The organism is Psychrobacter sp. NZS113 (assembly GCF_015864825.1).
In the GTDB taxonomy this organism is placed as follows: Bacteria; Pseudomonadota; Gammaproteobacteria; order Pseudomonadales; family Moraxellaceae; genus Psychrobacter.
In genome coordinates this window covers 69488-84200 of the sequence record NZ_JADYWL010000003.1, presented here as the reverse complement: position 1 = coordinate 84200, position 14713 = coordinate 69488, and the positions used below count along the sequence as shown (strand labels likewise).

Annotated in this window: 14 protein-coding genes and 1 pseudogene; 9 read left to right on the top strand and 6 right to left on the bottom strand. The window is 43.2% G+C overall.

The genetic code is table 11. From position 1 onward, the window contains the following. Positions 1-465: 465 nt before the first annotated feature. Both I6E61_RS05355 and I6E61_RS05350 read left to right on the top strand, forming a co-directional pair. Positions 466-1017: a hypothetical protein gene (locus I6E61_RS05355; protein ID WP_227685694.1), complete on the top strand. Its 552-nt coding sequence runs from the start codon at positions 466-468 to the stop codon at positions 1015-1017. A 113-nt stretch (positions 1018-1130) separates the two neighbouring features. Then, a complete protein-coding gene (locus tag I6E61_RS05350) occupies positions 1131-1436 on the top strand; it encodes a hypothetical protein (RefSeq protein WP_197131046.1) in 306 nt (101 codons plus the stop codon). Positions 1437-1546: 110 nt separating this feature from the next. On the opposite strand, the gene I6E61_RS05345 is transcribed toward I6E61_RS05350, so the two are convergent. After that, positions 1547-2020, bottom strand: a complete 474-nt coding sequence (locus I6E61_RS05345) for a YkvA family protein (protein WP_197131043.1) — start codon at positions 2018-2020, stop codon at positions 1547-1549. 310 nt (positions 2021-2330) lie between these two features. On the opposite strand from I6E61_RS05345, the gene I6E61_RS05340 reads away from it, so the two are divergent. Then, positions 2331-3506: an LD-carboxypeptidase gene (locus I6E61_RS05340; RefSeq protein WP_227685716.1), complete on the top strand. Its 1176-nt coding sequence runs from the start codon at positions 2331-2333 to the stop codon at positions 3504-3506. Between the two features lie 33 nt (positions 3507-3539). On the opposite strand, the gene I6E61_RS05335 is transcribed toward I6E61_RS05340, so the two are convergent. Continuing rightward, the gene (locus I6E61_RS05335; RefSeq protein WP_197131023.1) at positions 3540-4562 is read right to left on the bottom strand and encodes a GlxA family transcriptional regulator; all 1023 of its coding nucleotides are present in this window, start codon (positions 4560-4562) and stop codon (positions 3540-3542) included. Between the two features lie 182 nt (positions 4563-4744). On the opposite strand from I6E61_RS05335, the gene I6E61_RS05330 reads away from it, so the two are divergent. The 6 genes and pseudogenes from I6E61_RS05330 to I6E61_RS14180 form a co-directional block, all read left to right on the top strand. Continuing rightward, positions 4745-6550, top strand: a complete 1806-nt coding sequence (locus I6E61_RS05330) for an acyl-CoA dehydrogenase (protein WP_197131020.1) — start codon at positions 4745-4747, stop codon at positions 6548-6550. Positions 6551-6572: 22 nt separating this feature from the next. Beyond that, positions 6573-7580 carry an NADP-dependent oxidoreductase gene (locus I6E61_RS05325; protein WP_197131018.1) on the top strand — a complete coding sequence of 336 codons (1008 nt, stop codon included), beginning with the start codon at positions 6573-6575 and terminating at the stop codon, positions 7578-7580. A gap of 3 nt (positions 7581-7583) precedes the next feature. After that, a complete protein-coding gene (locus I6E61_RS05320) occupies positions 7584-8366 on the top strand; it encodes an SDR family NAD(P)-dependent oxidoreductase (protein WP_194364061.1) in 783 nt (260 codons plus the stop codon). Positions 8367-8540: 174 nt separating this feature from the next. After that, entirely contained in the window at positions 8541-9305 is a 765-nt protein-coding gene (locus I6E61_RS05315; RefSeq protein ID WP_265087568.1) for an SDR family oxidoreductase, read from the top strand. Positions 9306-9527: 222 nt separating this feature from the next. Further along, entirely contained in the window at positions 9528-10376 is an 849-nt protein-coding gene (locus I6E61_RS05310; RefSeq protein ID WP_197131002.1) for a CoA ester lyase, read from the top strand. After that, positions 10373-10573 (top strand): annotated as a pseudogene (locus I6E61_RS14180) (ABC transporter ATP-binding protein); the annotation flags it as partial. The gene I6E61_RS05310 and the pseudogene I6E61_RS14180, both read left to right, overlap by 4 nt. 33 nt (positions 10574-10606) lie before the next feature. Here I6E61_RS14180 and I6E61_RS05305 read toward each other — a convergent pair. The 4 genes from I6E61_RS05305 to I6E61_RS05290 form a co-directional block, all read right to left on the bottom strand. Beyond that, complete coding sequence (locus tag I6E61_RS05305; protein ID WP_197130999.1) at positions 10607-11191, bottom strand: TetR/AcrR family transcriptional regulator; 585 nt, start codon at positions 11189-11191, stop codon at positions 10607-10609. 334 nt (positions 11192-11525) lie between these two features. Continuing rightward, positions 11526-12383, bottom strand: coding sequence for a glutathione-dependent disulfide-bond oxidoreductase (gene yghU / locus I6E61_RS05300; RefSeq protein ID WP_197130996.1), 858 nt, complete (start codon positions 12381-12383; stop codon positions 11526-11528). Between the two features lie 17 nt (positions 12384-12400). Continuing rightward, a complete protein-coding gene (locus I6E61_RS05295) occupies positions 12401-13084 on the bottom strand; it encodes a glutathione S-transferase family protein (protein WP_197130993.1) in 684 nt (227 codons plus the stop codon). 167 nt (positions 13085-13251) lie between these two features. Further along, positions 13252-14553, bottom strand: a complete 1302-nt coding sequence (locus I6E61_RS05290; RefSeq protein ID WP_197130990.1) for a YbfB/YjiJ family MFS transporter — start codon at positions 14551-14553, stop codon at positions 13252-13254. Positions 14554-14713 lie beyond the last annotated feature (160 nt).

Sequence of the window (14713 nt, the reverse complement as noted above, 5' to 3'; positions counted from 1 at the left end):
TCTGGCTACCACTCCATATGCTGAGGTTGAGTATAACAAATCTATCATTAAGATGGGCAGTCGTCACGCACAAAATCGCAAAGCCACATATCATAATAGTAACCTTTACATTTTCTGTTAAAATAGGCTGGCTAGCGGTAAGGTATCGGGTATCCAGCTGAATAAATACTTGCTTACTAGAGCATGTCCTAAATTTAAACGACATTCATCTAATTGGGCTAAAAATTGCTAAATTTTGCCAAACATCGTCAAATAGCTGGTTAATATCTCGATATTATCTACACTATTTTTCTCGTTTGACGGCAATTTATCTCATTTTTATCTCCATTTTTGAAATGAGGACACACCCTAACATCGCTACGTGACGCTAAAACTTTTTCAACAGCAGTTCAAGCTATCAGTTATCACTGTTTAACGGTAATTTTTTCATAAAAGTCTAATGCATAAATGCAGGATAATCCTATTATGTCCTTACGCTCAAACGTTTTTTATAAAAGTCTGACAAACCTAACGGTTGGTATCGCTGTGAGCAGTACTCTATTTTTGACTGCCTGTAATGATGGTGGGTCGCAACTCGATAAGGAAGTAGCTGCGCCAGTAGACCTCTCTGTATTTGAAGGGTGTTATACAGTTAGTAGTGAAGAGCCTGCACAGATCAGAGTTAGTCAACAGGATGGCGCATGGGTCATGCAAATGAAAGAGCCTGCAAATGCGAAGCGCGTTTGGGACGATGCAGAGCCGTTAGAGTTGATAGAAAACAGCGAGATACCGAAATTTTTCTCTATTGATCCTGATAATGTCGATGCTGTCCTTGGTCGTCCTGACAGAGTATTAGTGCTGGCTCATGTCAAACCTGTTTATGCCAATATCGATCCGCTACTAGACAGTGAGTATTTGTCCTATATTTATCGAGGAGCCAATACCATCTATCGTGTGGAGTGTGATGAGGTGAATACGGATATCTTAGCCAATCCACATGCCAATATTATTATTGATAATGTCAATGAGAGCAGCTAGACAAGTCTATCAATGCTCCTCTCTCAATACTCCTTTATTGCCTTGTGGTAAAAGCGATAACAAGTCATTTTTTATAAACAGTTAGATCATCCATATGATCAGAGTCAGGCAATATGAATTTTTTTAGTTATGTGGTGTTGGGCGGGTTTTCTTATGCGGCCGGTTGGGCGATAAGAGCATATATACTCGATAAAAAGCCTGAACCTGAGCAGCCTTATAATCTCAAGCATCCAGCCATCTTGGCATATCTTGGCGGATTTTTTATTATCATGCTGATTATATCATGGCTGATTGGTCGCTATGCATTGGGACATGCTGCCATAGATTTTCCTTTTATTATTATAAATAGTTTGGTTGCCACCTTTGTTTGTTCGTTCGGTCTCAATCCTGAAAAAGCCAATTATGAAGTGCCTGATTAAATTATAGTATTGAATGAACTGGAAATAACAAAAGCCACGACCGAAACATTAATTCGCGGTCGTGGCTTTTTTGATGCTGCGCTTTTGTTAACCTTCTAGGGTATTAACATTCACGAAGCTTTCTTAAGACTAGTACCAGTCTCGTCGTTATCTTTCTCATCAGGACTGGTCTTGTCGTCATCAGTGTTGTTCTTATCTTCTAACTTATTATTTTTAGTATTCGATTGTTCTTGCTTCCACTCTTTGTATTTTTGCAGATCTTTTTTGGCCTGTTTTAAACAAAATTTAAGTACCAGCGCATCATCGATATGGCCGATAAATGGAATAGAGTCAGGGATGAGGTCAATTGGATTTAATACATAAAGCGCACCAATAACGCCAGCTGAGATAGTTTTAAAAGGAATCTTGCGGTAGTCACCTTTGTAATAGTCTTTGATAAGACTCATAAATAACATTAGATCATCACTAAAAGGCTCAAGATAGCCGCTGTCCTCCAGTTTTTCTTTGAGTTTGCTTTCTTTGCTAAGTAAGTATTCCAAATTAGAGTCGAGTGCTTTGTTTTTATCCGTTTTTTTGTCAAACATAATTATTACCTTTTTCCTTTGCGATGAATTTGTATTTACAGTAACAAATCTGATCGACCCGTATTGTGTGTCTCAGTAGCGAAAAAGTAAATATCGGTAAAGATTGGGCAACCATCAACGTTAAAAAAGCGTCTACAATATGCTGCCACAAGGTTTAAGAAAACAAATCATAAAAATAAAAGTGATAAGGTAGCAGCGAGATATGGGTGCCAAAATACAGGCTTTAACAGATGATAAAAATAAAAATGGTCATAAAGCGATTGAAACGAAATCTGGATTGAATCGTCGCCAGTTTTTACGTCAAGTTGGTATGAGTGCCGGGGCAGGATTGTTAGCGACGCATAGTATCACTCAGGCGCTGGCCTCTAATGCTATGGATCCAAGCAGCACGCAACTGACCAAAGATGATCTGCCAACTGCGCTGATGGATGATCGCTCATTAGCACAAATGTCACAGGTGTCATTAACGCAGACCAGCTGTATTGCGCCTACGATTGAGACACGACTTTTTGCCAGCTCTAATGTTGGTGGTAGTGACGACCGCACCCAATTGGCATTAGATCGTGTAGCGTGTGCAGGTTTTAAAGTAAATAATCCTACGATTACCAATAGGCAGTATTTACGCTTTGCTGGTACAGACTCTCAGCGTGCTAGTGATTTTCAAAATATTGCTACTGGTGCGATAGCTGCGCCACAGTTGCTGCTAGGTGTACGCGGTGGCTATGGCGCTATGCGGATATTGCCTAAGGTTGACTGGTCGACGTTAGGGCGGATTATGAAAGAGCGTGGCACGATACTCGCAGGTTTTAGTGATGTGACCGCTATTCAGTGCGCATTGCTGGCAAAGGGAGGTATGAGTTCGCTTGCGGCACCGATGCTTTATAGTGAATTTGGCAAGACCAAACCTGATGAGATCAGCTGTCGACAATTTGCTGAAGCACTCACCAATCCTAATCTGGTTATTGATATATCAGACGCTACCTTAACCAGTCCTAATTTGCCTAGTATTTTGACCAGTGCTGAGCCCAAAACTATAACTGGCACTATGTGGGGCGGCAATCTGAGCGTGGTGTCAGCGCTGGCAGGTAGTGAGTATTTACCGCGTATTGATGGCGGCATTGTATTCTTAGAAGACGTCGGCGAGCAAGCCTATCGTATTGAACGCATGCTGTATGATTTGTACTTAGCGCGCGTGTTCAAAGGGCAGCAAGCGATTGTGTTTGGGGCATTATCTGGTGCAGGTGAGGACAGCTATGACAAGCGCTATGATGTCGCTACTGTGATTCGTCAGCTGCATGAGTTGACTGGATTACCCATTTATAGTGGTATGCCTTTTGGCCATATCGGCAAAAAATATAGCTTTCCACTGGGAGTAACTTGCCAGCTGAGTCCTAATACAGGGGGAGGCTATCAGTTAGCATTTACCGATTATCCAACCATTAAGGCTGATGCTATCCAAGTAGAAGGCTTGTGGCAGAATGCTTAACTGCTAATCCCTAACTGCTATTCACTGCCATGACTAAATAGCCAACCTCGAAAACTTGTCTTGATATTCTTTTGGCGTCAGTTCTGTTGCGCGCTTAAAGAGACGTGTGAATGAAGAAATATCATCATAGCCAACTTGCTCGGCAAGCGATTTTATCGTTACATCTCCCAATTCTAGCAGGCGCTTTGCCTGCTCAATTCTAACGGCTTGAATATACTCAATCGGCCGCATCGCTACAGAGGACTGAAAGCGTCTATTTAAAGTACGCGGGGTGATATTTATCATAGCAGCCAGAGCACTGACCTGTAGTGGCTGGTGGAAATTTTCTTCGATATAGTCTTGAACTTGTTTGATCAAATGGTCTGAATGCGGTTTGTGCAACGTCACATTGGTATAACTGTTCTGATTACCTCTTTTACTATCGATGATTTGGGTTTTGGCTACTTGAGTAGAAATCTCACGTCCGCAATAGCGCTCTATTAATAACAATCCCAAATCATAAAATGCACTACCGCCCGCCGCACAAAATATATTGCCCAATTGGTTTGTTGAGTTGCTTTTTGAATGAGTAACAAACTGGTTTTCTTGTAAGTCCACCAGTGGAAAGTCTGCCTTAAACTTACTGGCGTAACCCCAGTGCGTGGTGGCGATTTTATGATCTAGCAGTCCTGCTTTTGCCAAAAAGAAAGCCCCGCTACAGTTGCTGGCAATATCTGACTTGGTGTCTGCCAATCGCTTTAAATGTGGTATTAATTCCGCATTTCGGCTCAATACTTTATCGATTGAATCACCAATAGTCGGAATCAATAGCAAGTCGCATTCTGTCACTTCCTGAATATCGCAATGCGCTTGCATGATTAAGCGGTTGCTACATCTGATATCCACGCCACCAACGCTTGCTATCTGCACGTTGAACCTAGGCTCTACTGGCTCATCTAAAAATCGTTGCCAACTGACACCAGTGAATGAGAATAAATCTAACGCACCTGTCAATGCACTGCCGAGCACACCATCGAATCCAATAACAATGACTTTAAACGGTTTGAAATAGGGCATGGGTATCTATTCTCCTTTTACTTGGCTGACCAAAAATATCAATTCTTTATCTGAATGTTCTGATTATAAGTACTATTTATGTCGTATTTGACCATAATTATGTCATAAATGACAATACGGTAAGGCGTTAAATTAGCTTAATATCGATTGATAACCAAATTTAATCAGTTAACGAGAATACTATGGCAGCAGATACGCTTATCAATGACTTTGAGTTACCGTTCCAATTATATGATGTATTGGGCACTGAAAATTTAACCGAGCATGCTAAGTTTGCAGAGCATAGCCGCGAAACGTTTGATGCTGTATTGGATACGGCCAATAAAATTGCGACCCAATTGTTTTTGCCGCATAACCATGTAGCGGATAAAAATGAACCACAGTTTGATGGCAAAAAAGTCAGCATGATAAGCGATGTAAAAGTCGCTTTTGATGCATTCCGTGAGTCAGGATTTATCGCTGGTCGTTATAGTTTTGAAGACGGCGGCATGCAGTTGCCTGAAACAGTGATGACAGCAGTGGCAGGCTACTTTATGGCTGCCAATCCATCAACGACTGCCTATCCATTTTTGACCACTGCTGCGATTAATGTGATTTCACATTTTGCCAGTGATGAGATTAAAGCCGCCTTTATGCCACGAATGCTAACAGGTGAATTCACTGGAACCATGGCATTAACAGAGCCACATGCAGGTTCATCACTTGCTGACATCAAAACCACTGCGGTAAAACAAGACGATGGTTCTTACCGCGTCAAAGGCAGCAAAATTTATATCTCAGGCGGCGATCACGAACTGTCTGACAATATCGTCCATCTCGTATTGGCCAAAGTGCCAGGTGGTCCAGGTGGCGTGAAAGGCATTTCTTTATTTGCTGTGCCCAAGTATCGCTTAAATGAGGATGCATCGGTCGGCGAGCGCAACGATGTGCATTTGACAGGGCTCATTCATAAACTGGGCTATAGAGGCACGACGTCTACGGCATTGAGCTTCGGCGATGAGGGCGAGTGCCATGGTTATCTCATCGGTGAAGAGCATTTCGGCCTGCGCTATATGTTCAAAATGATGAATGAGGCGCGTATCGCTGTCGGTTTTGGTGCATCGATGGTCGGCTATCGCGGTTATCAGTATTCACTTGATTATGCCAAAGACAGAACGCAAGGCAGAATCGCCCCGAACAACAAACCTGAAGATGCGGCAACCGCTATCATCAATCATGGTGACGTAAAGCGCATGCTATTGGCGCAAAAAGCCTACTCTGAAGGTGGTATTTCATTATGTCTATATGGTTCAAACCTGATTGATCGTATCAACACTTGTGAAGACGAGACCCTAAAAAATGAGCTAACAGAATTACTAGACCTTCTCACCCCAGTATTAAAAGCATGGCCATCCGAATATGGGCCAAAAGCCAATGATTTGGGTATTCAAGTATTGGGCGGTGCAGGTTATACACGTGAGTATCAAGCCGAGCAGTTCTGGCGTGACAATCGCCTGAATCCTATCCATGAAGGTACAAATGGTGTGCAAGCATTGGATTTGTCATTTCGTAAGTTATGGCAAAAAAGTGGTCTGGGCATTCAAATTCTAAAACGTGAAATCACACAGGATCTAGAAAATATCACTACACCTGAGAGCGCCCAATTGGCAGGTAAATTGATGCCTTACATGGGTCACTTGCATGAAGTATTGGTGCATCTCAGCAAAGTGTTACAAACCGAAGAAGCCGTCACATTGACGGGCAACGCACAAGCATTGATGAATATATTTGCCTCAATTGTGCTGAGCTGGATTTGGATCCGTCAAGCGAGTAAGGCTGAGCAGCTATTAAGCACCACGCAAGATGCTGAGCAGCAGAACTTCTACAAAGGCAAGATACAAGCAGCAAAATATTTTATCGATTGGGAACTACCATTAGTTAAACGCGACATCGAATTATTAACCAACACCAACTCTGTTTGCACTGATATGCAAACAGAATGGTTCTAAGGACAACTCTAAGGACAGAGACATGACAAAAATGAACAAACAGTGGCGATTAAAAGCAAGACCGGTAGGCGAGCCTAGTGCCGAGACTTGGGATTATACCGAGACAGAAATCCCGACGATCACCGATGGTCAGCTGCTGATTAAGGTTGAATATATCTCTATCGATCCGGCGATGCGTGGTTGGTTGAACGATGCCAAATCTTATATTACACCAGTTCAGATTGGTGACGTCATGCGCGCTGGTACTGTGGGCGAAGTGATTGAAAGTAAGCATGAGAAATTTGCTGTTGGTGACTATGTCGCAGGTCACGATGGCGTGCAGTCCTATGCCGTCAGTGATGGTGCCAATCTGTATAAAGTTGATCCAAAACTGGCGCCATTGTCTTATTATTTGGGCGTGCTCGGTATGCCCGGTATGACAGGGTATTTTGGTCTGCTAAAAACAGGTCAGCCAAAAGCGGGCGAGACTGTGGTCGTCTCTGGTGCAGCTGGTGCCGTTGGTAGCTTGGTTGGTCAGATTGCCAAGATCAAAGGCTGCCGCGTCGTTGGTATCGCGGGCGGCGCTGAGAAATGCAAATTTTTAGTTGATGAGCTTGGGTTCGATGCGACCATTGATTACAAAAATGAAGATGTGAAAAAAGCACTGAAGAAAACCTGTCCAGATGGCGTCGATGTGTACTTTGACAATGTAGGCGGTGATATCTTGAATGACGTCCTCACACAAATAAATCTGCATGCGCGTATCGTTATTTGCGGGGCCATTAGTCAGTATAACAACACCACAGAAGTCAAAGGCCCATCGAACTATTTATCATTATTGGTCAATCGTGCCCGCATGGAAGGTATCGTTGTCTTTGACAATATCAAAGAATATCCAGTCGCCATGAAAGATATCGCTGGCTGGATTCAGTCAGGTGATATGAAAGTGAAAGACCATGTCGTTGAGGGTATTGAGACGTTCCCAGATACTTTGATGATGCTTTTTAAAGGTGAAAACTTCGGCAAACTAGTACTTAAGGTAGAGGGATAGATCATGACACTGAATACAAACGGAATTGCATCAGATGTAACGGGTAAACGAATTTTAATCACGGGCGGTGCGTCAGGCATCGGCGCCGCAAGCGCGTTATTGCTGGCCAGTCGCGGCGCAAAAGTCGTCATTGGTGATATGGCAGAAGAAATGGGCGAAGCAGTTGCTAAACAAGGTCAAGATGCTGGCAACAGTATCGTCTTCAAAAAAGTAGACGTGACAAGCGGTGATGAAGTACGCGCGTTGTTCGACTTTGCAGTAGAAACGCTTGGTGGCTTAGATGTTGTGGTAAACAACGCTGGTATCGACCACAAGCCTTCGCCAATGCACGAGCTAAGCGATGACGACTTTGATCGTAATATCGCAGTGAATTTAAAAGGTGTTTGGCACTGTATGCGTGCCGCCGTCAACTGTATGATACCTAATGGTGGCGGTCATGTGATTAATGTCGCATCTATCGCTGGTCTACGCTCAGCGCCTATGATTTCAGCTTATAGCGCTGCTAAACATGGGGTTATGGGTCTGACCAAATCTGCTGCCCATGAGTATGCCCGCGCCAATATTCGTTTTAACGCTGTATGCCCAAGCTTCATTGATACGCCAATGGTACGTAATACCATGGCAACGATGGACGAACGTACGCAGCAAGCAACGATTAAGGCCAGTCCACTGCGCCGTCTAGGAGATGTGAATGAAATCTCTAGTGCGATTGCATGGCTAGCCAGCGATGAAAGCACCTTTATGAATGGCCATGCCTTTACACTCGATGGTGGTATGCTAGCGTAACTGTGGCAATTGAGCGCTCATTATTTATTTACTAGTGCTCGATAATCGCTGTTAGATATGACAGCGATTATCTGCGTTTAGTTATCTGATTTTAGATACACGTTTTAGATATATGAATTCAGCGCTCAGGAATAGTTGTTTAAAAATAGACATTTTATAAAAATATAAGGAATAATGATGAAAGATTTATTTGATTTAACCGGTAAGGTCGCTTTGGTTACGGGCGCTAGCCGCGGTATTGGCGAATCTATTGCCCGTTTACTGGCATCACGAGGCGCACATGTGATTGTCTCTAGTCGTAAGATTGATGCCTGCCAAGCAGTCGCTGATAGCATCGTCGCTGATGGTCACAAAGCCAGCGCTTTTGCTTGCCACGTGGGCGAGATGGCGCAGATTGATGCGATTTTTGAGCATATCAAAAGCGAGTTTGGCCAAATCGATATTTTAGTTAATAACGCAGCAGCCAACCCTTACTATGGCCATATCTTAGATACAGATTTAGCGGCTTTTGATAAGACCGTTGAAGTCAATATCCGCGGTTACTTCTTTATGTCGACGGCAGCTGGCAAGATGATGAAAGAGCAGGGTGGCGGTGTCATCCTGAATACAGCTTCGGTCAATGGCTTAGTAGCCGGTGACAAGCAAGGTATCTACTCAATTACCAAAGCTGCTGTCATTAGCATGACCAAAGCTTTTGCTAAAGAATGTGGCCCACTTAATATCCGCGTCAACGCATTATTGCCAGGTTTAACCGATACCAAGTTTGCCTCTGCCTTAACAACCAATGATAAAGTCTTAAAAATGGCACTACATTCGATTCCACTAGGGCGTGTCGCGAACCCTGATGAAATGGCTGGCACGGTATTGTATCTAGTGTCGGATGCATCAAGTTATACCACAGGCGCAACGATCGTTGTCGATGGCGGTATGCTGGCTTAACTAGCCGATCAGAAAACTTGGAATATAAATTCAAGAAAAGTTACTTAAAAACCGCATGAGATTAATTTTCATGCGGTTTTTTTGATTTGGTTTTTTGATGGAGTGTCTGAGTAATCTTGGTTTTGTACTAACGAATAAATTGCTAATTTTAAATGAGCATCAGCTGTATAGTGGCATAATAAAGCTGCTAACCGCTACTTGGACAATATAATGGAGTCACGCATGGATTCAGTTATCAAAAATAAAATAAATACGATTTCTCAAAATAAAACATGGCTATTCGTGCCAGCGACTCGTATCGATAGAATAGCCAAAGCCTTTGCTAGTGGCGCGGGTGCGGTCATTGTCGATTTAGAGGATGCAGTGGCTCTAGAAGATAAAGCATCCGGACGCGAAGCATTACAACAATATCATGACAGTAAAGATTATCAGCCGATTTGGCTACGTATTAATAAGGCAGGTAGCGAAGAGTTTTTCAAAGACATAGTGCTCTGTCAGAAAATGCCTAATTTGGCTGGCGTGTTACTGGCTAAGGCTGAGCAAGCATCAGATATTGAAAAAGCCCATCAGGGCACTGGTTTACTTATCATTGCACTGATAGAAAGTGCTGTTGGTTTGTATCAAATCGATAGTATGGCAAAAGCAGTCGGGTTGGCCGCGTTTAGTTATGGTTTTTTAGATCTGTGCAATGATTTGCGAGTACAAGTAGGTACGCCTGCCGCAGATATCGTTGCCAACCAGATTCGCTATCAACTCATCCTGACGTCAAAAGTAAATGAGTTAGCGCCGCCCATTGATACGGTTTATCCTGATTTCAATGATGAAGTAGGGTTAAGCGAGCGAGTACAGTTATGGTCACAAATGGGCATGTCAGGAATGCTGTGTATTCATCCTAATCAAGTAGCAGTCGTGCAACAAGCATTGCAACCAACAGACGAAGCATTGTCATTTGCTCAGCGTGTGGTCGAGGAGTATGAGCGAAGCGGACAGGCAGTTTTTGAGATAGATGGTCAAATGGTAGACGCACCAGTGATTGAGCGCAGCCGTCAACTATTAGGTAATACTATCTAGCCGATGAATCCACAGGTAATCTAGATACGACAACGGCTGCTGAAGTGTTCAAGCTGTGTCGCAAAGTCAACCGTGAGCGTGATGTGTTGTTGGTTCCCCATGATCCACGTCTATCAGCATCCTGTGATGGGACTATCAATCTGATAGATGGTCTTATCGAAAGTGATTCTCTAAATGTTAATATATCTGAATCCTAATATCTCAAAGTAACGCTATATCACAAAGTAGCGCTACAAAAACTTTGCAAATATATCATCAATATACTTTTCTACTGCATTTGTATCATTCGTTACTTGCGAATAGGTTCTCAAGCCGATCATTTGAATTTGAAAATAACGAGCGAGTTCAGCGGCACTTTCATCTGTGTTAATTTCACCATCATCAATAGCTTGCTGAAAAACTTTAACAAAAGACGCTTCGACATTTTCTAGAATATTGGTCGCATGAGTCAGCAAGTCTGGACTGTCATTTTGTGTCAGCTCACTGATTGTTTTGACAATCATACACATGCCACTCGGGGTAGTACTTTTATTGCAAACAGTCACGCTGTGAATGAAGCGTTTTAGACCATCAAGCTTGGTTTTTTCTTGTGCAATACTATTAGCAAGGTTTGTAGCGCCTTGCTCAGCATAGCGATTTAATGCCTCTTTAAACAGGCTGTCTTTATTGCCGAAAGCAGCATAAATACTACCAGGACGCATATCAACCACATCTTGCAGATTTCTCATCGATGTAGCGTGATAGCCTTTTTCCCAATAGAGGTCTTTGGCTTTTTCGATTACGTCATCACGATTAAACTTCGCATGTGCACTCATAATTTTCACCTTAAAAGCGGTTGTCTTAGAACTATAGGCAAAGAAGTCTAAAATGGATACAAGGCATCCGACCGCAGATTGTACAAGTAGTACATCTAGGGAGGGTAACGCTGTAGCCATTTAGTGATTCTCTGACTATATAGCTTTATTAATTAGAAAACCAAGTAACACTATTATCGTTTGCATTGATAATGATGTCACTTGGTTTTTATGTGTTATCTGTATTCAAACTGATGTTTTAGTCAGAACAGACAGTTGTCAAAACAAATATTTATAGTCAATTCCCTATTTTAGACTAAATTGACTATGGTCAGAATAGATTTGGTAAGAAAATCTACTCTGGTTTTAGTGCTAATACATTATCAATATCTTGGGCGCTGTGACGATTCTCTAGTTGTTCCCATGTTTCGCCCCAAGTGCGGTTGACGATGCGGCCACGTTGTACGGCTGGTCTCGCTAACATCGCATTTGCCCAGCGCTGCACATTAGGGTATTCATTAACCTGCAAAAACTCTTGCGCATCGTACTGAGTACCCACGACTAGATTGCCATACCAAGGCCAAGTGGCAATATCAGCAATGCTGTATTCATCACCAGCGATAAACTCATTTTTTGCCAATTGTTTATCTAGTACATCCAACTGACGCTTGGTTTCCATCGTAAAGCGATTAATCGCATATTCGAATTTTTCAGGCGCATAAGCATAAAAGTGACCAAAACCACCACCCAAATATGGTGCAGAACCGTGTAACCAAAATAACCAGTTAAAAACTTTGGTACGTTCGCTACCTTTTTTAGGCAGCAACACGTCAAACTTCTCAGCAAGATAAACCAGAATAGAGGCAGATTCAAATACAGCTTCAGAATCTTCACCACTTTGATCAACCAAAGCTGGAATTTTCGAGTTAGGGTTAACGTCTACAAACCCTGATCCGAACTGGTCACCTTCGCCAATCTGAATCATATGGGCATCATATTCTGCCGCTTTGCCTAGTGCCAATAACTCTTCTAGCATAATCGTTACTTTTTGGCCATTAGGAGTAGCGATAGAATACAGTTGTAGCGCATGCTCGCCTACTGGTAGCGCTTGCTCATGAGTAGCGCCTGAAACGGGACGATTGACACTGGCCCATTTGCCGCCACTCTCTGCGTCATGTGTCCAGACTTTTGGTGGTACGTATTGATCTGTCATTTTTATAACCCCTAGCGCTATTCTGCGTCTTTTGCGAAGTTTTGTGGGTATAGTGCACGTGCAGCGACTTCATCAAAATCTGACTTAAACTCAACACCTTTAGCGATATTTCGTGCTTTTTCTACCGCAGGGCGAGCGTTAATGCTAGCAAACCAGCGCTTGAGGTTAGGATAATTATCTAAGCCAGATTCGCCTAATATAAACGCGGCCTTATCAACCCAGCCCCATGCTGAAATATCAGCGATAGAGTAGTCATCACCTACCAAATACTCACGACCTTCCATGTGCTTGTCTAGCACTTCATAATGACGCTCTGCTTCGCGAAGATAGCGATTGATGGCATAAGGAATTTTTTCTGGCGCTTTATGACTAAAGTGTACTGATTGACCAGAAAAAGGACCCAGACCCGTTGCTAAAAACATCAGCCATGACAACATCTCACCGCGGTCTTCTGGCGCGCCTGCTAACTGGCCTGTTTTTTCAGCCAAATACATCAAAATAGCCGTTGAATCAAAGACACGTTTGCCATCATCTTCGAGAGCGGGCGTTTTACCATTAGGATTGATGGCGCGGTATTCAGGCGTATGTTGTTCACCTTTCATCGTATCTATTGGTACTAACTCATATGGTAAGCCTGTCTCCATAAGATATAGAGCGACTTTCAGAGGGTTAGGGGTCTGGTGAAAATAGAATTTAAGCATTATCTTATCCTTATGATATTGAAGTAGGGGTTATAGGTCTAAACGGGTTTAAGTTATATAAATATCGTTTTGTCAGAGCCACTATAAACAAAAATGAACGACCGTTCAAGTTTATTTGTAGTAGTTCGTTATCTCACGATTCAGAGTAAGAGCAAAAAGGGTTTTCGTTAAGCTGATTTTTGTGGACGTAACAAAAGGGAAAGTCCAAGCGCGACAAAAGCCGCGATACCAGACACCATATAACTGATGCTAAAGTCCCCAGTAACTTCTGCGAGATAGCCTGCTGCCACTGGCCCGAGAGCCTGTCCACCTGAAAAGGCAAAAGTCAGTGCCGCAAGTGCACTTGCTGCCGCTGCAGGACCGAAATAGTCGCCCGCCGAGGCAGCCATAATGACAGGTATACTCCACACCACTAAGCCAAACAGGATAATTGACAAATACAGTCCTGAATGCCAATCAGTTAGCCCGACCAAGAGATAAGCAATCGCAAGGAAAACAAAGGCTAAGGCGAGACCAAGGCGTCTGCCAATGTGGTCAGAAATCCAGCCAAACAACATACCTGAGAAGATGCTAAGCAGTCCAATCCATGCCCAAATACCGCCCGCAGTCGCTTCACTCAATTGGTAGGAGCCAACCATGCTGGTGACGATAAAGGTCACGTAAACCATATAAGTAGCACCATAAATGGCGAAGATGATACCTAGATGCACGAGCAATTTAATGTTGCTGCGTTCTAGCTTTTTCTTGTTTTTCACAGGCAGAGTAGGTGCGCGCCCAAAAGGGTTTTGACTGACATCGTCTGGATGATTTCGAATCAACGTAAAAGTAAGACAAGCCACCACAATGTTGATAACGGCAAAAATTAGCCAACCAGTCTGCCAAGACAGTAAATTAGAGAAGGGTAAAAGTTTGGGTACGACAAAGCCTGATAGAATAATGCCAAACCCAGGACCAGCCATGACCAGTCCTAAAGCAAGCCCACGGTGCGAAGGGAAAAACCAATGCGACATGACGCTCATCATCGGTAAGACCACGCCGCCGCTACCGATACCCGTCAGCACATAGAGTGCGCAGAGTATAGGAAAACTGGTGGTAAAAGCCATACCGAGCATCGAGACAGCGATCAAGAACAGACTGCCTGTCGCCGTAGCTCGAGTACCAAAACGAGGTAGAATGAACGGACTTAAAAGCACTGCAACGAGATAGCCTATCAGGTTGGTGAATCCCAATATGCCACTTTGAGTGTAATTTAATCCCAAAGAAGATGACATGGATGGTAGCAACATGCCAAATGCGAATCGTCCTAACCCAAGTCCACAGAACATTGCCACAGAGCCTGTCGCAGCGACTATCCAAGCATAATGTAACTTGTCCAGCTTAAGAGGCGCGGTGCTATCCTGATTTTCTTGATCTTGATCTTGATCTTGATCTTGATCTTGATTGTCTTGTTGAATCATTCCATCAGCCATCACGAACCTCCAACAAGTCGAAAGTTCTTAATAGCCATCGTAGCTGTATTTAGACCGAAGGCAACGACTTCCTTGTGTTTAATATTATTCATTTCACACGCATCCTTTTGTGCTTAATCCCTGTCAGTATTTCATTGACTATGTTTATGGCCTAACCATA